Origin of the sequence: Bacteroides sp. 4_1_36 (assembly GCF_003466325.1) — a bacterium.
Taxonomy (GTDB): Bacteria; Bacteroidota; Bacteroidia; order Bacteroidales; family Bacteroidaceae; genus Bacteroides; species Bacteroides uniformis.
On record NZ_QSOX01000011.1, the window covers coordinates 1 to 22,458 of the forward strand.

Sequence of the window (22,458 nt, forward strand, 5' to 3'; positions counted from 1 at the left end):
TCCTATGGCGGCGCACTTTTCAATTGGAATATTGGCGCACTTTTCAATTAGTATCTACAGTCGAGGGGCTGGACGGTATCAAATATACCTACAACAACGGTTATATAGCCAAAGACCCGAAACTGGCCGTCATGAACTTCATCAATGCGCTGGAACGCATTCCCGCCATGATAGAGAAACGGGAAAAGGAAAACGCGGAGCTGTCGAAGGACATCCCGGTCCTTCAGGAGATTGTGGCGGCTTCATGGCCCAAGGATGCGGAAATCAAGCGGCTGAATGAGGAACTTGCCACGCTGAACCGGAAAATACAGCTTACCATAAAACCGGCAGGCGGGCATGAAAGCGGAACGGATGACGGAACGGAAATGAAAGGACAGAAAGAGACAGGCGAAAGTGACAATACACCGGACCTGCCACGGAAGGCAAGGCATGTCCCCCCAATGGAAATTGCCGCCCCGTCAAACGGACTGAAAAAAATATCCTAAGTTTGCCGTAAAGAGCCGCTTTTCAGGAAATGACAAAGATATGGCCGGCACCCGGATAAATCCGGTCTGCCGGCCATACTCTTATCTGTAATGGAAAGAAGGGCACTCCGTCATTCCTCTTCCTCAAAGGAAAGGCTTTCCACCTGTCTGTTAATAACCTTCCAGTCAATGGAATCCTTCAGATTGATTATATCCACAATCGAATAATGCCTGGTCCCGTTCTCCTCTTCCGCAAAACGCAGCCGTCCGCTCAAACGCTGCTTCTCAATCTCTGCCGGATCGAGGTTTATCAGCTCACAAACCTCATCGGGCAGCATGGAGAGTTCTACACAGTTATCCTCACAGATATGTTGCAGCACGGCCAACATGTTGAGGGACTTCTTGTAACTTCTCACGAGTGCGGCGAACGAGCCGCTTTCAACCTTAATCATCTTTCTCATAACCTTTTATTTTTAGAGTGTTCTTCTTTTTCAAGCAGCATGGCACGCAGCACGTCCGAACGGCGGTAGTAAATCTTCCCCTTGTCACGGTGGAAAGGCAACGAACCGTCATTGCGGCGTCTTAGAAGTGTCCTGTCGGACATTTTGGTAAGCAGGCGCACGCCTTTTGAATCCAGTATCTCGCTGTCGGGCAAGTTATGTATGGCAGGAGCCAGTAACTTTTCAATGTTGGTTACTTTGGCGAGTATGGTACTGAGCATGTGAGTCATCTGCCCACCAGGTGCAGTTCTTCTGTTATTCATAATGACCTTGTTTTTATTGTTTACGGTGCAATATTACGGAGATATTACAAGGTCATTGGTTACTCAACCGTTGAGCAACCGCCAAAAAAAGACAGAAAACGCCAGAATGAAATAAAAAAGGCCGGAAGCAATCTCCGGCCATTCCTGAAAGAGCAAGCATCCGAACCTCATGTCTGCCTTTGCTCATTCCAAACACCCTCTCCTTACATGGAAAAATGAAAATCCATCTTTATCTGTGACATCTCACGTATCACTGTACGGTCCAGCACACGCGCATAATGACGGGTCATCTGAACATTGGTATGCCCCAGCATTTTAGCAACGCTCTCTATCGAAACACCATTAGCCAGGGCAAAAGTGGCAAAAGTATGACGCGCCACATGGGTGGTCAATGTTTTTTTTATGCCACAAATATCAGCCAGCTCCTTAAGATAGGCGTTCATTTTTTGATTACAAAGCACCGGAAAAAGCACACCATGTTTCCTGCAATATTCATTGGTGGAATACTTCTCCAATATTTTTAACGGAACTTCCATCAATGGGATGTTACACATGATTTTGGTCTTCTGCCTTCCCTTGCGTATCCATCTGACACCGTTCGAGTCCTCCACGATATGCTCCTTTCCCAATCCGTGAATATCCGAAAAGGCCAGACCGGTGAAGCAACAGAACACAAAAATATCCCGTACCTGACCCAGCCTCGGAATATCAATCTCCTTTGAAATCAGTTTTCGGATTTCCGAATCTTCCAAGAAGTCCGGCTCCACCTTATCCAACGAGAACCTGATTTCCAAAAACGGATCATTCTTCATCCATCCCTTGGCCAAAGCGATACGGATAATCTTCTTGAAGTTCTTCAGATACTTGGTGGCTGTATTATGACAACACTTTTTCGAGGTCTTAAGCCAAAACTCGTAATCCTCAACAAACTGGCGGGAAACTTCATCCAAAAGAATATCTTTCTTATGATATGTCTCCCAGACAAAATCCTGAGTATGCTTCAAGGATGTCTCATAACGCTGCACGGTTGCAGGCGCCATGTCCGTACCGGACAATCGGGCGCATTTATCATTATGTTCACGGAAAACCTCAAACAGGGTACGCTGTACGGGAGCATCCTTTCCCCAAAAACGGTCCAGGACACTACCGGCAGAAACCGCTACACCTTCTATTTCCAGTTCACGCTGAATTTTCATTATCCTCAAACGGATAGAATCAAGATACAGATTCAGTTCCTTGTACTCACGCTTCTTTTCCAGAGCCTTTCCTTTTGCCGCACTCCAGAACTCCGGAAGAATTGTTTTCTTCACTGAAGCATCAACCCGGACTCCATTCACTGTAATTCTCATCATTATCGGAGCCTCACCGTTCCGATTCAATTTCGTCCTACGAATGTAGAACAATAGACAAAATGTTGTTCTTTCCATCTTACTTGTTTTTTAATCACAAAACTAAAATTCCAAGAGCAACAAGTCAAGATGCAAAACACTGATAAACAATGAATTATTTACTTAATAGGTGTACCTGACATTGAAGGCAAACAGGTACACCGAATAGTACACCGAAAGAATGCTTTGATATGCTTATTTTTGCTATGCACCAAAAACAAAAAATCCCCGTAAAGTATTAATTTACAGGGATTTTCTTTGTTTTGCAATTCTTTCCAGCGGAGAGACAGGCTCTCGAACTTATACTTTCACAGAATATCATAAAACTGCAAACGACTGATAATCAAGTGTAAATTACAATATAGAGTAAAAGTAAATGTTTCTAAATGTCTTTTGCTATCTCAATAATTGGGTGTATATTTGGGTGTAGAATTTCAAACGCACCCAATTATGAATATCAAGCGCAACATCATTTTTGCATTGGAGAGCCGGAAAAAGAACGGTGTGCCAATCGTAGAGAACGTACCCATCCGTATGCGTGTCATCTTTGCCAGCCAACGCATCGAGTTTACAACGGGCTACCGGATTGACGTAGCCAAATGGGATGCAGATAAGCAGCGGGTAAAGAACGGATGTACCAACAAGCTAAAGCAAAGTGCAGCCGAAATCAATACGGACTTGCTGAAATACTATGCCGAAATCCAGAATATTTTCAAGGAATTTGAGGTGCAGGAGGTCATGCCAACGACCCAACAGTTGAAGGAAGCTTTCAACATGAGAATGAAAGACACCAGCGAAGAACAGCCGGAAGAAGCCCCTGTCAGCTTTTGGGAGGTGTTCGATGAGTTTGTAAAAGAGTGCGGTAACCAGAATAACTGGACGGCATCCACCTATGAAAAATTTGCAGCAGTGAGGAACCACCTCAAAGAGTTCAAGGAGGATGCAACGTTCAACTATTTCAACGAGTTTGGATTGAACGAATACGTCAACTTCCTGCGTGACACCAAGGATATGAGAAACAGCACCATCGGCAAGCAAATGGGATTCCTCAAATGGTTCCTGCGCTGGAGCTTCAAGAAAGGACATCATCAGAACATTGCATACGATACGTTCAAACCGAAACTGAAAACCACCTCGAAAAAAGTAATCTTCCTGACTTGGGATGAACTGAACAAGCTGAAAGACTACCAGATACCCAAGGATAAGCAATACCTGGAACGTGTGCGTGATGTTTTCCTGTTCTGCTGCTTTACGAGTTTGCGGTATTCGGATGTTCGCAATCTGAAAAGAAGCGATGTGAAGTCCGACCACATCGAAATAACCACAGTCAAGACTGCCGACAGCCTGACGATTGAACTGAACAAATACAGCAAAGCCATACTGGACAAATACAAGGACATCCATTTCGAGAATTACATGGCTCTGCCCGTCATCAGCAACCAGAAGATGAACGATTACCTGAAAGAGCTGGGCGAACTGGCAGAAATCAACGAGCCTGTACGGGAAACCTACTACAAGGGAAATGAACGTATTGATGAAGTCACACCCAAATACGCTTTGCTCAGTACCCATGCAGGAAGAAGGACATTCATCTGCAATGCGCTGGCTCTCGGAATCCCGGCACAGGTGGTCATGAAATGGACGGGACACAGCGACTACAAAGCTATGAAACCCTACATTGACATAGCGGATGATATTAAGGCAAATGCCATGAACAAGTTTAATCAACTATAAAAGTATCAAACAGTTTCATAGATAGTTACCAATGACTATATTTGTAGAAATTATCATCACAATATGAGCAACAAGGAATCCAACATAGAGAAAACGAATTTTGATGCATTCATACAAGCGGTCGGTTCGGAAATAGAACAGGCACAAGTAAGGCTGATTGTTGCAGCCAATGCACAAATGCTGTTCCATTACTGGAAGATAGGCAATTACATCCTTTATCACCAGCAGCTGCACGGATGGGGAAGCAAAATCATCAAGCAGTTGGCAAAGGCTATCCGACTGCATTACCCTGAAAAGAAAGGCTATTCGGAACGTAACCTTACCTATATGTGCCAGTTTGCAAAAGCATATCCTTTAAGAGCGTTGCAAAGTTTCATAGAAACAGATGCAAGCCTGTCTGTCCCAACCATACAGAGTGTGACCAATGAAGTATTAAAACTGAATGACAAGCAATTTACGCAGGAACTTACTGCGCAAATACAATCAATTGATTGTCAATCATTAGCAATTACGCAGGAAGTTCCTGCGCAATTTGAAGATGTGGGAAAAACCGTGTCTGCCATTTACAGGATGGGAATCAGGGAAATAGAAGAAGTTTTCTTGACCTCTCCTATAGCCAAAATAAACTGGACAAGCCAAATGACTATACTTGACAGTTCGCTACCTTTAGGTCTAAGCTACTGGTACATGAAGCAGTCTGTGGAAATGGGATGGAGCAGCAATGTATTGAAAATGCAAATTGACAGTGATTTGTATAGCCGACAAATCAGCAACAACAAGGTAAACAATTTCACGACCACACTTCCGGCTCCACAAAGCGACCTTGCCAATTACCTACTCAAAGACCCGTACATCTTTGATTTGGCAGGAGCCAAAGAAAAAGCAGACGAAAGGGATATTGAAGAACAGCTGGTGAAACACGTTACCCGCTACCTGTTGGAAATGGGCAACGGTTTTGCCTTCGTTGCCCGGCAGAAGCACTTCCAAGTCGGAAACAGCGATTTCTTTGCCGACCTGATTCTATATTCCATTCCGTTGCACGCATATATCGTGGTAGAATTAAAGGCTACCCCATTCAAACCGGAGTATGCAGGACAACTGAACTTCTACATCAATGTGGTGGATGATAAACTGAGGGGAGAGAATGACAACAAGACTATCGGGTTGTTGCTATGCAAGGGAAAAGACGAAGTTGTGGCACAATACGCATTGACAGGCTATGACCAGCCCATCGGCATCAGCGATTACCAATTGAGCAAAGCGATTCCCGAGAAACTGAAATCAGCGTTGCCCAGCGTGGAAGAAGTGGAAGAAGAACTGGCCTCTTTCCTTGACAAAGACAATAACACTCAAAAATAGTTGCGTCCATGAAAGATGTAATTACAACGCTGATTCCCCGATACGGAGAATTGAACAGAATATATAAAGACTGGTTTGATAATAAAGGTTTCTCTTTTGAAAAGCAGAAATTCATTACCAAGTTCTATCTGGACTACAATGATGTAACGGTTCTTGAAACAGCCATTCTTGAACTGGTGTTTCATCTTCCACAGGAGCAATACACACTGATTCTGAATAGCCTGAAAAAGGAAGTATGCGAAAACATAAGTTATTACAAGAAAGGATGTATGCCGGATGAACAGACCGTTTACAATATCTGCTTCCGAGTTTCAGAAATCTATAAAGAAGCCATAGAAGAACAGCAATACAAGACGACCAAGCTCCATGCTCCGCTAAACGAAGCATACCACCGATACGATTCCATAGGTTATCGGGAACACACTGCAGAGGATGAAAAGCGTGCGGAAATGGAATATGAACGGTGCAAAGATGAATACGAGGAGAAAAAAAACAAGCTGACCGAACTCTACGATCTGCAAAAACAGACCAGAGAGAAAGCCCTGCAATATGCAAAAAGCCGTTTCAATGAAATCTATCGGCTGGGCTGCCACCTCAAAGAGACATTGGCGAAATATGTATTTGATGAAACAAACGAGCCGGAAGAGCCAGCCGAACAAGAACCAAATGCCCCCAACATACAGGAAGAAGTGCTGGGAACGAAACAGACTGAGTATTTCAATATGGAACTGCTTTCGCTCATTCATGTAACCTGCGTGGGAGAACAGTTCGAGAATATTTCCGAACATGATTTCTATACCTGCATGAACCTGCTACCAAGCGACACCAAACCCCAAATCAGACCGAGAGAAAAAATACGTACCTGCTATCTGATATTCCTGATGAGCGAAAAACTGCCCAAACAGGACAGGGAGAATTGGAAGAGGAATATCCTGAAAATATTGGGTATTGAGGAAAGCTACTACAAGTCAAAGTACAAAGAGCCTGTTTCCGATTTCCCCAGTGACAGCAACCGGAAATTTGCCAAAGAAATGGATGGTATATTCCGATAATCTGTGATATGCCCTGACATTTTACGAAACAACCACTTTTACCACTCAAATTAAATTTTTGAGTGGTATTTTTATTATCTGATATTCAGATAAATAACAAGATATTCCATTTATATCAACCACATCCTTACCACTTACAACCCTACCTAATTTTGCATCGTTCGAGAACAGAGATAACAGCCAGTGCGCAGGGCTGATTGTTAAACGACTAAATAGATTGAACGATGAAAAATCTTCAAGAATTATTATCAAAACCCGTCTGGCAGATGACAGGTGAAGAGTTCATATTCCTAAGTAAGCACGCTTCCCGTCAAACGGAAACGCAGCCACAGCCCATTACAGACACAGAAAGAAAATATGTGTACGGAATACTGGGCATAGCCAAACTGTTCGGGTGCAGCCTACCCACCGCCAACCGTATCAAGAAAAGCGGAAAGATTGACAAGGCAATCACTCAGATAGGACGTAAGATTATCGTGGATGTTGAGCTTGCCCTTGAACTGGCTGGAAAGAAAACAGGAGGACGGAAATAACGGGAGGCATGGCTATGGACTATATGAAAGAGACTAAGGAAATATCGGCTGAAGAAGCCATAATCCTTTGGCAAGCCTCACGTTTGAGCCTGTCGAAAAGTTATGAGAAAGCACCTGAAATCCTTAAAGTACATGATTCTGTCATTGGGACATTGGGTAATTTCAGCGCATCCATCGGCAAAGCCAAAAGTAAAAAAACGTTCAATGTATCGGCTATCGTAGCCGCTGCATTGAAGAACGGCACAGTGCTGCGGTATGTGGCTGAACTGCCTGAAGATAAGCGGAAAGTGCTTTATGTTGATACAGAGCAAAGCCCTTACCATTGTCTGAAAGTCATGACGCGCATTTTGCGAATGGCTGGTTTGCCAGATGATAGGGACAATGAGAATCTTGAATTTCTTGCCTTAAGAAAATACACGCCTGAGCAGCGTATCAGGATTGTGGAACAGGCTATTTACAATACACCCGAAATCGGTCTTGTAATTATAGACGGCATACGGGATATGGTGTATGACATCAACAGCCCCAGTGAATCAACACGCATCATATCCAAGCTGATGCAGTGGACGGACGACAGGCAGATACATATCCATACGATACTGCATCAGAACAAAGGGGATGAGAACGCAAGAGGGCACATTGGTACGGAGTTGAACAACAAGGCGGAAACCGTATTGCAGGTAGAAAAGGACAAGGGCAACGGTGACATCAGCCATGTTTCAGCCATTCACATCCGGGCAATGGACTTTGAGCCTTTCGCATTCCGTATCAACGACAAAGCCCTTCCCGAACTCATTGAGGGATACAAACCTGAAACAAAGAAGCCGGGAAGACCCGAAGAAGAGAAGTTCGACCCTTACAGGCATATCACCGAGCAGCAGCACCGTATCGCATTGGAAGCCGTTTTCGGGCTGAAAGAGGAATACGGCTACAAGGAACTGGAAGATGCCTTAATCAAGACCTATATGTCAGTGGGTGTAAAGCTGAACCATAAAAAGGCGGTATCGCTCATCACCATGCTCCGCAACAAACGGATGATAGTGCAGGAGACAGGCAGAAAATACACATTCATGCCTGACTTCCACTATTAGCCCATTTCCCTGCAATCACTTCACTTTATTCTCGGGGTGTATATATTAGGAATATAGTGAAGTGCTTGGGGAATGGGACTAAATCACTTCACTTTATTACCGTATCCTATATATACGAGAATTTAGTGAAGTGATTATAGACCGTACTTCCTAAAAAGGTACGGGCAAAAAGAAAAATAAACCAATTCACCAACTACTAAAACAATCATTTTATGGATATACAGACAGCCAAGCAAATCAGAATAGCGGATTATCTGCATAGTTTAGGATATTCTCCCGTCAAGCAACAAGGTGTCAATCTGTGGTATAAATCACCGTTAAGGGAAGAAGCCGAAGCCTCGTTCAAGGTAAATACCGAACGTGAACAATGGTATGACTTCGGTTTGGGTAAAGGTGGTGGTATCATAGAACTGGCTGCACACCTGTACGCTACCGACCATGTACCTTACATCTTGAAACGGATAGCAGAGCAGACACCGCACGTGCGCCCGGTATCTTTCTCTTTTGGAAAGCAAAACTCTTCCGAGCCGAGCTTCCAACAGTTGGAGATTGTTCCGCTGTCATCTACTGCCCTGCTTGCCTACTTACAAGGTAGAGGAATTAACATAAAACTGGCGAAAAGAGAATGTAGTGAAGCACGTTTCACTCACAACGGCAAGCGGTACTTTGCCATCGCCTTTCCCAATGGTTCGTGTGGATATGAAATCCGCAACCGCTATTTCAAGGGCTGCATCGCCCCAAAGGAAATCTCCCACATCAGGCAGTCGGGAAAAGCGAGGAATACCTGTTATGTGTTCGAGGGATTTATGGACTACCTCTCCTTTTTGACATTGAGACAAGAGAGCTGCCCAAATTATCCGGAATTGGACGGGCAGGACTACATTGTATTGAACTCCGTATCGAATGTAAACAAGGCTCTCTATCCGTTGGGCAATTACGAACGCATCCACTGCTTTTTCGACAACGACCATGCAGGACTGGAAGCACTCCAGCAAATCCGCATGGAATACGGCAGAGAGCGGTACATCCGGGACGCTTCGCAGATTTACAGAGGATGCAAGGACTTGAACGAATACTTACAGAAACAGATTGAAAGAAAAAGGCAGCTCCAGTCCGCCAAAGGGGTGCGCAGCCAATCACCGGAAAAGAAGAACGGCTTCCAGTTATAGCCCACTATAACTACACGCTTCGCTTTCGTAGTTGTGGGCTCTCCCGAGGGGATTAGGGCTTTGCCCTAATGACCCACTCAGGGCGTTTCACCCCTGAGAACCCCGAGCAAAGAGTGACCCTCTCTTTGCAATCTCCGCTTATGGGTTACCCCTAAGAACCCCTCTGCGAAAGCGAGCAAAGTAAATCAATTGTAAACAAAGGAAAGAAGCTATGGCAACAAAATCAAGCATACATATCAAGCCTTGCAACATCGCATCGAGCGAGGCACACAACCGAAGGACTGCCGAGTATATGCGTAATATCGGGGAGTCCAGAATCTATGTCGTTCCCGAACTTTCCACCGATAACGAACAGTGGATAAATCCCGACTTCGGCACTCCCGAACTGCGAACTCATTATGACAATATCAAGCAAATGGTCAAGGAAAAGACCGGACGTGCCATGCAGGAAAAGGAAAGGGAACGCAAGGGAAAGAATGGAAAGATTATCAAGGTGGCGGGATGCTCACCCATCCGTGAAGGAGTATTGCTTATCAGACCGGACACCACACTGGCTGATGTACGCAAATTCGGTGAAGAGTGCCAAAGACGCTGGGGCATCACTCCGCTACAGATTTTCCTGCATAAAGACGAAGGGCATTGGCTGAACGGTCAGCCGGAAGCAGAAGACAAGGAGAGCTTCCAAGTCGGTAACAGATGGTTCAAACCAAATTATCATGCTCATGTCGTATTCGACTGGATGAACCATGAAACTGGAAAGAGCCGAAAGCTCAATGACGAGGATATGGCAACCATGCAGACCCTTGCTTCCGATATTCTCCTGATGGAACGTGGACAGGCAAAAGCTGTCACAGGTAAAGAGCATCTGGAACGAAATGATTTCATCATTGAGAAGCAGAAAGCCGAACTGCAACGTATAGAGGAAACCAAGCGACACAAGGAACAACAAGTAAGCCTTGCCGAACAGGAACTCAAACAGGTAAAAGCAGAGATACGCACGGACAAACTAAAGAAAACAGCCACCAATGCTGCTACCGCCATAGCAAGCGGTGTAGGTTCTCTTTTCGGAAGCGGTAAGCTGAAAGAACTGGAACATCACATCGAGCAGCTACATCAGGAAATTACCAAACGGGACAAAGCTACTGATGAATTAAAAATTCAGATACAACAAATACAGGAACAGCATAGCAGACAAATTCGTAATCTTCAAAGAATACATAATCAAGAACTTGAAGCCAAAGACAAGGAAATATCACGATTGAGCACCTTGCTTGAAAAAGCCCACAAATGGTTTCCCATGTTCAAAGAGATGTTGAGAATGGAAAAATTATGCGCTGTTATCGGGTTTACCAAAGACATGATAGAAAACCTCTTGACAAAGAAAGAATCCATACAATGTAGTGGCAAAATTTATTCCGAAGAACACAGGTGGAAATTTGACATCAAGAATGATATTTTTAGGGTTGAGAAACATCCGATGGATAGTGGTAAGCTTATGCTGACCATAAACCGACAACCCATAGTACAATGGTTTAAGGAACAATGGGAAAAGTTACAGCAGAATCTACGTAACTCGGTGCAGAGAGAGCAAAAATCCAGAGGATTTAGAATATAGAATAGCCTATTATTAATAAAATCAAGTATCTATGCATCCAAACAGATTGTTTTTATTACAGAATCAAAATCCTAAGAATTTATAAAAAATGAAGCCTAAAGAAGTTTTGGAAAAATGGATAGATTGCTTTAACAAAGCAGATGCTTATCATATAGCAGAGCTGTATGCTACTAATGCAGTAAATCATCAAGTCGCAAACGAACCAATAATAGGTAAAGAATCAATCTACAAAATGTTTGTGAATGAATTTGCCACTGCTAAAATGGTTTGTATGGTGGAAAATATTTTTGAAGATGGCGAATGGGCTATCATGGAATGGAAAGACTCTCTTGGACTTCGTGGATGCGGATTTTTTCATGTAAAAGATAACAAAATCGTCTTTCAAAGAGGGTATTGGGATAAACTTTCATTCTTGAAGCAACACAATCTTCCAATTGAATAAGTACTATCAGAATACGGACTGGGAAATTGAAATACCCAGTCCGAGTTATATAATGAATTTTACTTGTTAAACTATTTAAAGTCAGTTGGATAACAAACCATACCTTTCACATTCTCAGTAGCTCCAGGTATTAATTCAGCCACCATGCAATATTCATGAGAGACTTCGAAAGGAAATTCAATTCCTAAATCGATAGCCTTGCGATAGCCAAATCGAGGATAATACTCTTTATGCCCCAATACGACTGCTGTGCCGTAACCCAAAAGTGCTGCCCTCTGATGGGCTTACTGAATCAACATCCCCCCCCAATTCCCTTACGCTGGAATTCCGGCAAGACTGCCAATGGAGCTACACTCAGGGATGTGACAGACTGGGTGTCACTGTCTATCTTTACTTCTGTAAGTAAGATATACCAGACAATTTGTTTTTCTGTCATTTTCTTGTTCTTATCTAATTGTTAGGCTCATTGTTGTTATACATTGTTTAATTATAGATAAATCGTGAATATCCTTCTCTCTTAAATCGTAGCCCGAATGGAATACTTGTTGCCCTTTTGCAGAAATGCAAGGGATGCTTCTGCCTTCAAAGACTGCTGTTCCAAAATAGTCCGGTTGAAATTCATACCAGCCTCCATCCAAGTCGGCTTGTTTGGAAGTGCCGTCCGCATTCAAGACAAAAGGATGGATATCAATATAGCCTAATTCTTTGCTATACAGTTCCACACGGGTGGGCAACCAATTTGTTTCAATTTGATATCCTCTCTCCTGCAAAAGATCAAGGAGTTGGTCTGTATAATTGGCATCAAAATCAATGTCAATATCTCTATGCAAGCGGGTTTGCTGTCCGTACAAGACATCCACTCCCCAGCCTCCATCCAACCAAAACTGCATGTCCAGGCTTTCCAACAAGTCCAAAACTTGAAATAACTCTGTAATCGTAGTGTGTTCTTTCTTTGTCATATAATAATTCTTTAATAAATAATACTATGCGTAATTATCCAACTGCTTGATTGAAGAAATAAAATTTGCACCCACTCCAATCAGAAAGATAACCCATCCGCTGATCATAAAGACGGATGTGATACCCCATGCTTCCACCCAATATCCTGAAGCTACGATACCCAGCATTGATGGAAAGGTACTCAAACTAAAGATGAGAGAAAAAGTCCGTCCAAGCATGTCCGAAGCCAAGTTCTGCTGAATAATAGCGATGAAAAGCGCATGATAAATGGAATAGGCTATGCCTCCTGTAAATGTTAGGCAAACAAAACCTATAAATGCGCTTGATGGTAAATAACTGGCGCTAATCAGATACAATCCCAATATCACATAAGCCGTATGCATCACTAATGTTTGCTTGCTTTTCAAAGCCTTACAGGCAAGTACTAAACCGCCCAACAATGCCCCTGAGCCCCAACCCATTTCCACAACTCCCATTTGCAAAATGTTTCCGTTGAAATGCAGAAGCGTCATAAAAGGAAATAACGTAAAAACAGGCATAAGGACAAAAGTCACCAGCGTAAAGCATACGAATAAAGGCAAAATGCCCATTGTACGCCGCAAGGTATGCCAACATTCCGTCAGTTCTTTTTTGAAATCTGGAAGAACTTTCGTTTTTTGAAGAGAAGGAATCTGGACACAAAGTAAGGTCAGACAAGCAGCAACAGCTCCGATCACATCTATGAGCAGAATATACTGTATGGGAAGCCAAACAACGAGGCTTGCCCCTACAACGGGAGCTATCACCTCACTGAAGGATTGAATGGAATGGTACAAACCTGATACCCTGACAAGATGGTGCTTGGGAACCAGTAGAGGGATGCTTGCCTGTAAAGCAGGTGCATGAAACGTACTGCCTATTGAACGACAAGCAGTCAATAGATAAAAAAAAGAAAGGTCTTTATAACCCTTGGTTATCACAATAAAAAGACATAGGGTACAGAACGCGATGAACAAGTCCGAATAAAACATCGTTTTCTTTCGATTCCATCTGTCAACATAGACCCCGGCAAACAAGCCTAATACAAATTGTGGTAAAAATCCAGCTAAAATAGCCAGAGATAAAGCTGTCGGGGATTTAAATTCGTTGCTAATCCAAAAAATAATGGAGAAGCCAACAATCGTACTTGTTAAAATAGATATGAGTTGGCCTATTCCTATCACGGCCAAAGTTGATTTCCAATGATTCATTGTGCTAATATTTCATGCGTTTATAGATAAGTACTTTCGTACATTAAGCAAAACGAAATTCTATCCACACAAAAAACTTGTATTATAATCCACTCCTGACGTTGGAATACAATAACAAATACTTTCAGGACGATGTAAAGTCCTGAAAAATCAAACTGAATGGATAGATAAATATTAGTCTTTTCTCATCGGATTCTTTTAATATCGCTACTCTTTTATTATGTAGTGGTTGTATTATCTTAAATAAAACAAAAACACCCGACTTTACATTCTTGGGTGTAAAACTGGGTGTTTGTTTTGCAATCTGCTGATTTTCAGCGTTTGTTGCGGAGAGACAGGGATTCGAACCCCGGGTGCCTCGCAGCACAACGGTTTTCAAGACCGCCGCAATCGACCACTCTGCCACCTCTCCTAAAACTTCCTTTTCGGGAAGTGCTTTCCTCTTTAAAGCGGTGCAAAGGTACAAATCATTTTTAATTCTGCAAACTTCCTTTCTCTTTTTTCATGAATTAATAGTACTTTTGCACCATGATATATCCGCAGAACTTTGAACAGAAAATAGGTTTCGACCAAATACGCCAATTGCTGAAAGAAAAATGCCTCAGTACACTTGGCGAAGAACGGGTGATGGACATGGCATTCTCCGACCACTTTGGAGAGGTGGAGGAGCGTTTGGACCAAGTCACTGAATTTGTACGCATACTCCAAGAAGAAGACAACTTCCCGGCACAATACTTTTTTGATGTACGTCCGTCACTGAAACGCATACGCGTGGAAGGCATGTATCTAGATGAACAAGAGCTCTTTGACCTGCGCCGTTCACTAGAAACCATACGTGATATTGTACGCTTCCTACAGAAAAGCGACGATGATGAGGAAGAGGGCGCTTCCCCCTACCCTTGTCTGAAAAGATTGGCAGGAGACATCACCGTTTTCCCACAGCTCATAGCAAAAATAAACGGCATCCTCTCTCCTTACGGAAAAATCAAGGACAATGCCTCTACAGAGTTGGCACGCATCCGCCGGGAACTGGCAAGTACTATGGGAAGTATCTCCCGCTCACTGAACAGTATTCTACGAAATGCCCAGTCCGAGGGCGTTGTGGACAAAGATGTAACGCCCACCATGCGTGACGGCCGTCTGGTCATTCCCGTTGCACCGGCACTGAAACGGAAAATACGCGGTATTGTACACGACGAGTCGGCCAGTGGTAAAACCGTATTCATCGAGCCTGCCGAAGTAGTGGAAGCCAACAATCGCATACGAGAACTTGAAGGTGACGAACGCAGAGAAATTATCCGCATCCTGACGGACTTCTCCAACCAGCTGCGCCCCTCCATCTCCGACGTACTGCTATCATACGAGTTCCTTGCCGAAATAGACTTCATACGTGCCAAAGCATTGTTTGCCGAGCAAATATCCGGACTCAAACCGGCTCTCGAAAACAAGCAACTACTGGACTGGACAATGGCGGTACACCCACTCTTGCAACTTTCTCTCGCCAAACATGGCAAAAAAGTCGTACCGCTTGACATCGAACTGAATGAAAAGCAACGTATCCTTATTATCTCCGGTCCGAACGCAGGCGGCAAGTCTGTCTGCCTAAAGACAGTAGGCTTATTACAATACATGCTGCAATCCGGACTACTCATCCCGATGCACGAACGCAGTCATACCGGAATATTCAGCAGCATATTCATTGACATCGGTGACGAGCAGTCCATTGAAGATGATTTGAGTACCTACTCCTCCCACCTTACGAACATGAAAATCATGATGAAAAACTGCAATGAACGGAGCCTCATCCTGATTGATGAATTCGGTGGTGGAACAGAACCCCAGATAGGAGGCGCCATCGCCGAAGCCGTATTGAAACGCTTCAACCAAAAACAGACGTTCGGTGTCATCACCACACACTATCAGAATCTGAAACATTTTGCCGAAGACCATGAAGGTGTAGTAAACGGCGCCATGCTCTATGACCGCCATCTGATGCAAGCACTGTTCCAGTTGCAGATAGGCAATCCGGGCAGTTCGTTCGCTGTAGAGATTGCCCGCAAAATAGGTCTGCCGGAAGATGTCATCGCCGATGCCTCGGAAATTGTGGGCAGTGAATACATCAATGCCGATAAGTACCTGCAAGACATTGTGCGCGACAAACGCTATTGGGAAGGCAAACGCCAGACAATACGCCAGCGTGAAAAGCACATGGAAGAGACTATCGAGCGTTATCAAACCGAAATCGAAGATTTGCAGAAATCCCGGAAGGAGATTCTGCGCAAAGCGAAGGAAGAAGTGGAGCAACTGATGCAGGAAGCCAATGCACGCATCGAGAACACCATACGCTCCATCAAAGAAGCCCAAGCAGAAAAAGAAAAAACACGCCAGGCCCGCCAGGAGTTGACGAACTTCCGTGAATCAATGGAAGCGCTTGCCAACAAGGAACTGGAAGAAAAAATCGCCCGCAAAATGGAAAAGCTGAAAGAGAAGCAGAACCGGAAAAAGGAAAAGAAAGCGGGCAAAGGAAAAGAGAACGGACTGTCTGCCCAGGCTTTGGCAGAACAGCAGGCGCGGAAAGAGGCAGAACGCCTTGCAGCCATCACCCCCGGCTGCAACGTCAGAATAAAGGGCCAAACCTCTGTGGGCGAAGTAATGGAAGTGAATGGCAAGAATGCGGTCATCGCGTTCGGCAGCATCAAGACTACCGTAAAGCTGGACAGGCTGGAACGTACCAACGCGCAGCCTAAACAAGCTGATGTGTCCACCAAAAGCACTTTCATCAGCGCCCAGACCCAGGACAGCATGTACGAGAAGAAACTGCATTTCAAACAAGACATTGATGTCCGCGGCATGCGTGGCGACGAAGCCTTGCAAGCCGTTACCTATTTCATTGATGACGCCATCCTTGTCGGCATGTCACGCGTGCGTATCCTTCACGGAACGGGAACAGGCATCCTGCGCATGCTTATCCGTCAATATCTGGAAACTGTTCCCGGAGTGCGCCACTTTGCCGACGAACATATACAGTTCGGCGGAGCAGGCATCACCGTTGTGGACTTGAGTTAATGGATAATTGACAGTTGATAATTGATAGTTAAAGCTAAATCATAAATCTGAAATATATGAAATCAATCAAAGAACTCTACCGTATCGGTACCGGTCCATCCAGCAGCCACACCATGGGACCGCGCAAGGCAGCTCAGATATTCCTGGAAAGGCATCCCGAAGCAGCCGCATTCCAAGTAACCCTATACGGAAGCCTCGCCGCTACCGGCAAGGGACACATGACCAATGTTGCCATCACCGAGACATTGCAACCCGCAGCACCGGTAGAAATAATCTGGGAACCCAAAATATTCCTGCCCTTCCATCCCAACGGCATGAAATTCGTCTCTTTGGACAGCGAAGGCAAGGAGACCGACCAATGGACTGTATTCAGTGTCGGCGGCGGTGCCCTGGCAGAAGAGAATGACGGAGCATCATCCGTAAACACCCCGGATGTATACGAAATGAACAGTATGACCGAAATACTACAATGGTGTGAACGTACCGGAAAAAGTTACTGGGAGTACGTCAAGGAATGCGAGGAAAGCGACATTTGGGATTACCTGCAGGAGGTATGGAAAACCATGCAGGCTGCCGTAAAACGGGGATTGGATAGTGAAGGAGTCTTGCCTGGCCCTCTGAATCTGCGCCGAAAGGCTTCTACCTATTATATACGTGCCAGTGGCTACAAGGCTTCCCTCCAGTCGCGCGGACTGGTATTTGCCTATGCCTTGGCAGTAAGTGAAGAAAATGCGTCAGGTGGGGTCATTGTCACTGCACCTACCTGCGGTTCGTGTGGCATTGTACCGGCAGTGCTCTATCATCTGCAAAAAAGCCGGGAGTTCAGCGACACACGCATACTTCGTGCCCTTGCCACAGCTGGACTGATAGGAAACATCGTGAAGACCAACGCTTCCATTTCGGGAGCGGAAGCCGGATGCCAGGCAGAGGTAGGTGTAGCATGTTCCATGGCATCAGCCGCAGCCAACCAATTGTTTGGAGGCAGTCCGGCACAAATAGAATATGCCGCCGAAATGGGATTGGAGCATCATTTGGGTATGACCTGCGACCCAGTTTGCGGACTGGTACAAATCCCGTGCATCGAACGTAATGCCTACGCCGCCGCACGCGCCTTGGATGCCAACCTTTACTCCTCCTTCACCGACGGCATGCACCGCGTGTCATTCGACAAAGTGGTGGAAGTCATGAAAGAAACCGGAAACGACCTGCCCTCCCTCTACAAAGAAACCAGCGAAGGAGGACTGGCGAAGGATTATAAGCCGATGTAGTTAAGGATAAGGGATTAAGGATTAAGGGATTAAGTTTTCAATATGATTGCACAACACTAATGTCCTTAATCCCTTATCCTTAACTCTTCTCTAATCAAGTTTTACCGGCCAATGCGTATCATCCCTATTACCGCTCACATCTTTTGTCTGTAGCAAGCCGCCTTCTTCCGAATAGAACAATTGATACTCTGCATTTCCCTTTTCAACTTCAATGACAAACTGCATAGGCACTACCGGATACTCCAAAAGAACAATCTCCTCTATCTTCCAACCGGCATACTCACTGGCGCTGAAAGAGGTCTGTACTGTTCCCGGAAGATTATTCCAAAGCAATTCGGTTTCCGTCAGTTGCCATTCCGCCTGATTATTGAACCATACATCCTTTTCCTGCCCATCCACTTTACAATCTGCAACGAAATAGCCCCCTTTCTGTTCCCATTCCACATGGATTGCGGAAGGGTATTTGGACTTCAATGCTTGTGACATTGCTTCGGGCACTTTGACATCATCCTTGTCGTCATCATCACTGCATGCACCAAGTGCCAAGGCGGCGATGAACATCATCGCCAACATTTGAATCTTTATTCTCATCATTTCTCTATAAAGTTTAGGTTAATAGTTACTGGAGAATCAATCGTCCATGCTGACGAACTTTCCCTTTTTGTTGAACTTCAAAGAGTAGTCATTACCCAATTCAATTTCCACACCGGTACGTCCGCGTTCGATTTTAGTAATAATCTCTCTCGGGAAGTTAGCCTTCACATACTCCTTTACCGGAACCGGAATCAATGCTTCGGGAACAGCGGACTTCTTGCAATCCACTTCCAACCAATTTCCTTTCTTGTCGAAGTCTATTTCCGTACGGTCTGTCAACAGCACTTCATATTTTTTAGTCTGCAATATTTCACTTTCAATCTTGATGTGTGAAATGTGCGGTTTCGAGAAATACTGGTTGATAAAATTGCGTGCCGTCAGCGGAAGCTGCTTGGTATCCTGAGTGATGACATCACCGGCAAAGGCAAACTGAACAGCTACAAGAGCCAACACAAGAATAGACAATACTTTCTTCATAATCGTTATTTTTTAATGTTACTAATAAATTTCATATTATTCACACTGCAAATAACGGTAGAGAATTAGGAAAGATTTGGGAACAATCGCAGTTAACGGTAAATTTCACTTTCTTTAACCAGACGGAAGGTATGCATACCGTCTTGCCATTCATACGTGAGCTTCAATGAAGACGACAACGCAATGGAACGCGCTATGGCAAGCCCCAGTCCGGTGGAGTCCTTCTTGCCATCCATGCCATGATAGAAACGCCGGAACAACTTCTCTCCATCCAAAGGAACATCACCCGTATTCTTTATGACCAGCGAAGTTGGAGTGGTAAGTACCTGCAACTCTCCCCCTTCCCTATTGTGCAGCAACGAATTCTTCACCAGATTGGAAACCAGTATTTGCGCCAGCGAATGGTTGCAACGGATAATAAAAGGCTGCTCCTCCCGTTTTCGTATCAGTCTCACCTGCTTATGTTCATAGATATCCATCAGGTCGGGCAAGAGTTCATCCAATATCTCATCCACCGAGACATCCTCCATCTCGGTATACTGCCCGTTCTCTATACGGGAAAGCAACAGCAGGGACTTGTTCAGTTTTACGGCACGCCCCAGCGTGGCATATATCTCGTCCAGCTGCTCCATTTGCTGTTCCGTCATCCCTTCACTCTCAGCCAGCAGTTCCACTTTTCCCCTCACGATGGCAAGCGGTGTCTGCAACTCATGCGAGGCATTCTCGATGAACTGCTTCTGCTCCTCGTATGCCTTGTAGCTGCGGTTGCCCATATCCAATGCAGCATCGCTCAGCTGGCGGAACTCCCGTATCTTCGTCGGGTTGTCCAATGGAGGCACCTCCTTGCCGGGCTGAATGCAGTGCAGCCAGTCAAGCAACCTATGTAACGGACGGAACACTCCCTTCAGCACCAACTGGATGCCGATGGAAGTACAGATGAGAAACAACAGGAACAGCGCTCCCAGATACCAAAGCATAGCCTCCACCATGTCATCCCGCTCCAAAATGGAAATCATCAGTTTCAACTCATAATATTGCCCGTCGGGCATACGGAAAGCGGTACACATGACACGTACCGGTTCGTCTTCATCCTCCAGTTCGATATAAACCGTAGCATCATAGAACACTTGTCTGTAATGCCGCCCTTCCTCTTCGGATATAGGAGTGAACTTATAGAAAGACATCAACGAGCCTTCCGTTTCGAGTATCGAGGGGTCGTGAAGCGCACTCTCCATCAATATCTCACCGTAATTCTCCAACGTATCGTCCGTCTCATCCACCACCTCGTCAATGATTGCGTAATAGAACAGCACACCCCACACTGCCATCAACAGAAACAGCAGCAATGCAAGTTTGCGGTAGGTGTAGCTCAGCAGCTTCATAGTTCGGAGAGTTTGTAGCCGAATCCATAGACAGCCTTTAATTCTATGGTAGCCTCAGCTTGTTTCAATTTCTTACGCAGATTCTTCACTTGCGAGTAGATAAAATCCAACGAATCCGCCTGGTCTATATTGTCTCCCCACACCGACTCGGCAAGGCTCATTTTATTGATGACCCGGCCGGGGTTGACTACAAAATAATAGAGCAGGTCGAACTCCTTGCGGTTCAGCTGCAAGGGTTTTCCGTTTATCTCTACCTGCCGTTTGTCGGGGTAGAGCAAAAGATTTCCAAGGGTGACGGTCACATCTCCCTTCGCCTGCCGCCGACGTATCAATGACTTGACACGTGCATTGAGTTCTGCCAGATGGAAAGGCTTTGTAAGGTAATCGTCGGCTCCCAGTTCCAGCCCGTCCACCTTGTCGTCCAGCGAGTCTTTGGCCGAGATAATAAGCACACTGTCACTGCGGTGCAGCCGTTTCAGCTCACGCAGCAAGTCCAGACCGCTCCCGCCAGGCAACATGATATCCAGCAAAATGCAGTCGTAATCGTAGTCATTGATTTTATCCAATGCCGAAAAATAGTCGGCAGCGGTCTCTACAACAAACTTTTCTTTCAAGAGCGAAGTGCGGATGGTTTCCCGCAAATCTTGCTCATCTTCTACAATCAGGATTTTCATACCGGCAAAGATGGTCTATAAAACTGGAAACAATCTGGAAAACTATCCACTAATCAATGCTGTCTGTCTGATAGTCCTCCATCAGTTCTTCTTTTGCCATGGAGATTTTCCCGTCAGCCGTAATGGTCAGTCTGATGGGAACATAAAGGTCGGATTGCGGATAGCAGACGCTCGCCGCGTATATGATTCCTTGCGGAGTGGTCTTGTCATAGACCAGCCCCTCAAGAATGGAGTACTTCATGAACTTGGCATCCACCAACGAAGCAAAATTATCTTTGGTGAACACTTTATCCACCACCTGCTTCCCGCCGCACGTGATGCGCAAGGTGATACGGTTATCCACAAATTTCTCCCCCTGCTCGTTTTTCACTATCGGCAGAGATTCATCCGGCCGGCGCACTACAGAAGACTGATACTCTTTTCCCTTATACGTAAAGGATGTTTTTACATCAGACACCTGCATGCGCTGTGGGCCGGCAATTTCTGTACTATCCTGCATCAATACCTGCGTACCGTCTTTCTTATTCTTGTCTTGCGACGAACAAGCAGTGAAGAAAATGACCGATGCACACACTAAAATATAGACTATATTCTTCATCGTTCTGTTTTTTAGTAGTTGACCGGACAAAAATAGTACAAATTGAATGCAATAGAAAATTTATTTTCTTTTAGATTCCATTTTTGCTTTTCTATCCTGCACTTTCTTGCTGTATGCAGCATATTGTTCTTCCGTCATAATCTTCTGGAGTTGTGAATCATAAGCAATACGGGCAGTCTTCATCTCTTCACGCTTCTTTTCCATCTCCGCTTTTTTCTGCGCGCGTTGCTCATCCGTCAATTGATGGCGCTTGCCATCTCTCTTATGATGCTTGTGTGCTTTGGCACGATGCATCGGCATATCTCCCATTTTCTCAACCAATGCCAGATTTGCCTCCAGCAGTTGTTGTTTCTGCGTATCGTTCAAGGAGTACTCTTTCACCATCCGTTCCGTCATGCGCTCGGCACGGACTTTCGGTTCGGGCATTTTATCACTGTGGCGGGCATGTTGTGCCATTGCCATGCCACCCATCAGGAAGGCGGCCATCCATATCAGAACTATTCTTTTCATCATTTTTCTCTTTTTTTAATTAATACCTTATGTTAGTTATACCTATTGTGTTGCAACGTATCTATGACAAAAACAAAAGCGGGAAGTTTA

The 22,458-nt window shown here is 44.9% G+C and carries 22 protein-coding genes, 1 tRNA gene and 1 pseudogene; 11 read left to right on the forward strand and 13 right to left on the reverse strand.

Annotation, left to right across the window (positions count from 1 at the left end; genetic code table 11):
* Positions 1–485: pseudogene (locus tag DXD65_RS11705) on the forward strand (hypothetical protein); the annotation flags it as partial.
* Between the two features lie 110 nt (positions 486–595).
* On the opposite strand, the gene DXD65_RS11710 reads toward DXD65_RS11705, so the two are convergent.
* The 3 genes from DXD65_RS11710 to DXD65_RS11720 form a co-directional block, all read right to left on the reverse strand.
* Positions 596–925, reverse strand: coding sequence for a hypothetical protein (locus tag DXD65_RS11710; protein ID WP_005655143.1), 330 nt, complete (start codon positions 923–925; stop codon positions 596–598).
* Positions 922–1,227, reverse strand: a complete 306-nt coding sequence (locus DXD65_RS11715; protein ID WP_005651667.1) for a DNA-binding protein — start codon at positions 1,225–1,227, stop codon at positions 922–924. The genes DXD65_RS11710 and DXD65_RS11715 overlap by 4 nt, the downstream gene beginning before the upstream one ends.
* Before the next feature lie 203 nt (positions 1,228–1,430).
* Positions 1,431–2,654: a site-specific integrase gene (locus tag DXD65_RS11720; RefSeq protein WP_008781863.1), complete on the reverse strand. Its 1,224-nt coding sequence runs from the start codon at positions 2,652–2,654 to the stop codon at positions 1,431–1,433.
* A 411-nt stretch (positions 2,655–3,065) separates the two neighbouring features.
* On the opposite strand from DXD65_RS11720, the gene DXD65_RS11725 reads away from it, so the two are divergent.
* The 8 genes from DXD65_RS11725 to DXD65_RS11760 all read left to right on the forward strand — a co-directional run bounded on the left by DXD65_RS11725 (position 3,066) and on the right by DXD65_RS11760 (position 11,610).
* Complete coding sequence (locus DXD65_RS11725; protein ID WP_004308773.1) at positions 3,066–4,349, forward strand: site-specific integrase; 1,284 nt, start codon at positions 3,066–3,068, stop codon at positions 4,347–4,349.
* A gap of 63 nt (positions 4,350–4,412) precedes the next feature.
* A complete protein-coding gene (locus tag DXD65_RS11730; protein WP_004308774.1) occupies positions 4,413–5,708 on the forward strand; it encodes a YhcG family protein in 1,296 nt (431 codons plus the stop codon).
* A gap of 8 nt (positions 5,709–5,716) precedes the next feature.
* A complete protein-coding gene (locus tag DXD65_RS11735; protein WP_117887663.1) occupies positions 5,717–6,760 on the forward strand; it encodes a hypothetical protein in 1,044 nt (347 codons plus the stop codon).
* A gap of 224 nt (positions 6,761–6,984) precedes the next feature.
* Positions 6,985–7,293: a DUF3853 family protein gene (locus DXD65_RS11740; protein WP_004308776.1), complete on the forward strand. Its 309-nt coding sequence runs from the start codon at positions 6,985–6,987 to the stop codon at positions 7,291–7,293.
* 14 nt (positions 7,294–7,307) lie between these two features.
* Positions 7,308–8,384 (forward strand): AAA family ATPase, encoded by a 1,077-nt coding sequence (locus tag DXD65_RS11745; protein WP_008766855.1) that lies wholly within the window; start codon positions 7,308–7,310, stop codon positions 8,382–8,384.
* Between the two features lie 212 nt (positions 8,385–8,596).
* The gene (locus DXD65_RS11750) at positions 8,597–9,553 is read left to right on the forward strand and encodes a toprim domain-containing protein (protein WP_117887664.1); all 957 of its coding nucleotides are present in this window, start codon (positions 8,597–8,599) and stop codon (positions 9,551–9,553) included.
* A 211-nt stretch (positions 9,554–9,764) separates the two neighbouring features.
* The gene (locus tag DXD65_RS11755; RefSeq protein ID WP_004308779.1) at positions 9,765–11,168 is read left to right on the forward strand and encodes a hypothetical protein; all 1,404 of its coding nucleotides are present in this window, start codon (positions 9,765–9,767) and stop codon (positions 11,166–11,168) included.
* An 88-nt stretch (positions 11,169–11,256) separates the two neighbouring features.
* Entirely contained in the window at positions 11,257–11,610 is a 354-nt protein-coding gene (locus DXD65_RS11760) for a nuclear transport factor 2 family protein (RefSeq protein WP_004308780.1), read from the forward strand.
* Between the two features lie 292 nt (positions 11,611–11,902).
* On the opposite strand, the gene DXD65_RS21135 is transcribed toward DXD65_RS11760, so the two are convergent.
* The 4 genes from DXD65_RS21135 to DXD65_RS11775 form a co-directional block, all read right to left on the reverse strand.
* Positions 11,903–12,046 carry a hypothetical protein gene (locus tag DXD65_RS21135; RefSeq protein ID WP_004308782.1) on the reverse strand — a complete coding sequence of 48 codons (144 nt, stop codon included), beginning with the start codon at positions 12,044–12,046 and terminating at the stop codon, positions 11,903–11,905.
* Positions 12,047–12,056: 10 nt separating this feature from the next.
* Positions 12,057–12,569, reverse strand: a complete 513-nt coding sequence (lnu(AN2), locus tag DXD65_RS11765; RefSeq protein ID WP_004308783.1) for a lincosamide nucleotidyltransferase Lnu(AN2) — start codon at positions 12,567–12,569, stop codon at positions 12,057–12,059.
* 24 nt (positions 12,570–12,593) lie between these two features.
* A complete protein-coding gene (mef(En2), locus tag DXD65_RS11770; RefSeq protein ID WP_005786079.1) occupies positions 12,594–13,799 on the reverse strand; it encodes a macrolide efflux MFS transporter Mef(En2) in 1,206 nt (401 codons plus the stop codon).
* 327 nt (positions 13,800–14,126) lie between these two features.
* Positions 14,127–14,211: transfer RNA gene (locus DXD65_RS11775), tRNA-Ser, on the reverse strand.
* A gap of 116 nt (positions 14,212–14,327) precedes the next feature.
* Between DXD65_RS11775 and DXD65_RS11780 the strand changes: the two genes are divergently transcribed.
* Both DXD65_RS11780 and DXD65_RS11785 read left to right on the forward strand, forming a co-directional pair.
* Complete coding sequence (locus tag DXD65_RS11780; protein ID WP_117878472.1) at positions 14,328–16,865, forward strand: endonuclease MutS2; 2,538 nt, start codon at positions 14,328–14,330, stop codon at positions 16,863–16,865.
* Positions 16,866–16,921: 56 nt separating this feature from the next.
* The gene (locus DXD65_RS11785; RefSeq protein WP_005831694.1) at positions 16,922–18,133 is read left to right on the forward strand and encodes an L-serine ammonia-lyase; all 1,212 of its coding nucleotides are present in this window, start codon (positions 16,922–16,924) and stop codon (positions 18,131–18,133) included.
* A 90-nt stretch (positions 18,134–18,223) separates the two neighbouring features.
* Here DXD65_RS11785 and DXD65_RS11790 read toward each other — a convergent pair whose 3' ends face one another.
* From DXD65_RS11790 to DXD65_RS11815, 6 genes are all read right to left on the reverse strand, one after another.
* Entirely contained in the window at positions 18,224–18,727 is a 504-nt protein-coding gene (locus tag DXD65_RS11790) for a PepSY-like domain-containing protein (protein ID WP_009038162.1), read from the reverse strand.
* Between the two features lie 36 nt (positions 18,728–18,763).
* On the reverse strand, positions 18,764–19,204 hold the full coding sequence (locus DXD65_RS11795) for a PepSY-like domain-containing protein (protein ID WP_005831697.1): 441 nt from the start codon (positions 19,202–19,204) through the stop codon (positions 18,764–18,766).
* 92 nt (positions 19,205–19,296) lie between these two features.
* Entirely contained in the window at positions 19,297–20,586 is a 1,290-nt protein-coding gene (locus DXD65_RS11800; RefSeq protein ID WP_009038161.1) for a sensor histidine kinase, read from the reverse strand.
* Positions 20,583–21,260 (reverse strand): response regulator transcription factor, encoded by a 678-nt coding sequence (locus DXD65_RS11805; RefSeq protein WP_005832639.1) that lies wholly within the window; start codon positions 21,258–21,260, stop codon positions 20,583–20,585. The genes DXD65_RS11800 and DXD65_RS11805 overlap by 4 nt, the downstream gene beginning before the upstream one ends.
* 49 nt (positions 21,261–21,309) lie before the next feature.
* Positions 21,310–21,858 carry a DUF4738 domain-containing protein gene (locus DXD65_RS11810; protein ID WP_005831701.1) on the reverse strand — a complete coding sequence of 183 codons (549 nt, stop codon included), beginning with the start codon at positions 21,856–21,858 and terminating at the stop codon, positions 21,310–21,312.
* A 60-nt stretch (positions 21,859–21,918) separates the two neighbouring features.
* Positions 21,919–22,368 carry a DUF4890 domain-containing protein gene (locus tag DXD65_RS11815; RefSeq protein WP_016272777.1) on the reverse strand — a complete coding sequence of 150 codons (450 nt, stop codon included), beginning with the start codon at positions 22,366–22,368 and terminating at the stop codon, positions 21,919–21,921.
* Between the last annotated feature and the right edge of the window lie 90 nt (positions 22,369–22,458).

Excerpts from the sequence above, each read along its gene's own strand:
- DXD65_RS11755 (WP_004308779.1), top strand. The coding sequence starts at position 9,765 with ATGGCAACAAAATCAAGCATACATATCAAGCCTTGCAACATCGCATCG.
- DXD65_RS11790 (WP_009038162.1), bottom strand. The coding sequence starts at position 18,727 with ATGATGAGAATAAAGATTCAAATGTTGGCGATGATGTTCATCGCCGCC.
- DXD65_RS11785 (WP_005831694.1), top strand. The coding sequence starts at position 16,922 with ATGAAATCAATCAAAGAACTCTACCGTATCGGTACCGGTCCATCCAGC.
- DXD65_RS11810 (WP_005831701.1), bottom strand. The coding sequence starts at position 21,858 with ATGAAGAATATAGTCTATATTTTAGTGTGTGCATCGGTCATTTTCTTC.
- DXD65_RS11815 (WP_016272777.1), bottom strand. The coding sequence starts at position 22,368 with ATGAAAAGAATAGTTCTGATATGGATGGCCGCCTTCCTGATGGGTGGC.
- DXD65_RS11760 (WP_004308780.1), top strand. The coding sequence starts at position 11,257 with ATGAAGCCTAAAGAAGTTTTGGAAAAATGGATAGATTGCTTTAACAAA.
- DXD65_RS11730 (WP_004308774.1), top strand. The coding sequence starts at position 4,413 with ATGAGCAACAAGGAATCCAACATAGAGAAAACGAATTTTGATGCATTC.
- DXD65_RS11800 (WP_009038161.1), bottom strand. The coding sequence starts at position 20,586 with ATGAAGCTGCTGAGCTACACCTACCGCAAACTTGCATTGCTGCTGTTT.
- DXD65_RS11720 (WP_008781863.1), bottom strand. The coding sequence starts at position 2,654 with ATGGAAAGAACAACATTTTGTCTATTGTTCTACATTCGTAGGACGAAA.
- DXD65_RS11750 (WP_117887664.1), top strand. The coding sequence starts at position 8,597 with ATGGATATACAGACAGCCAAGCAAATCAGAATAGCGGATTATCTGCAT.
- DXD65_RS11740 (WP_004308776.1), top strand. The coding sequence starts at position 6,985 with ATGAAAAATCTTCAAGAATTATTATCAAAACCCGTCTGGCAGATGACA.
- DXD65_RS11780 (WP_117878472.1), top strand. The coding sequence starts at position 14,328 with ATGATATATCCGCAGAACTTTGAACAGAAAATAGGTTTCGACCAAATA.
- DXD65_RS11725 (WP_004308773.1), top strand. The coding sequence starts at position 3,066 with ATGAATATCAAGCGCAACATCATTTTTGCATTGGAGAGCCGGAAAAAG.
- DXD65_RS11805 (WP_005832639.1), bottom strand. The coding sequence starts at position 21,260 with ATGAAAATCCTGATTGTAGAAGATGAGCAAGATTTGCGGGAAACCATC.
- DXD65_RS11715 (WP_005651667.1), bottom strand. The coding sequence starts at position 1,227 with ATGAATAACAGAAGAACTGCACCTGGTGGGCAGATGACTCACATGCTC.
- DXD65_RS11745 (WP_008766855.1), top strand. The coding sequence starts at position 7,308 with ATGGACTATATGAAAGAGACTAAGGAAATATCGGCTGAAGAAGCCATA.
- DXD65_RS11710 (WP_005655143.1), bottom strand. The coding sequence starts at position 925 with ATGAGAAAGATGATTAAGGTTGAAAGCGGCTCGTTCGCCGCACTCGTG.
- DXD65_RS11735 (WP_117887663.1), top strand. The coding sequence starts at position 5,717 with ATGAAAGATGTAATTACAACGCTGATTCCCCGATACGGAGAATTGAAC.
- DXD65_RS21135 (WP_004308782.1), bottom strand. The coding sequence starts at position 12,046 with ATGACAGAAAAACAAATTGTCTGGTATATCTTACTTACAGAAGTAAAG.
- DXD65_RS11795 (WP_005831697.1), bottom strand. The coding sequence starts at position 19,204 with ATGAAGAAAGTATTGTCTATTCTTGTGTTGGCTCTTGTAGCTGTTCAG.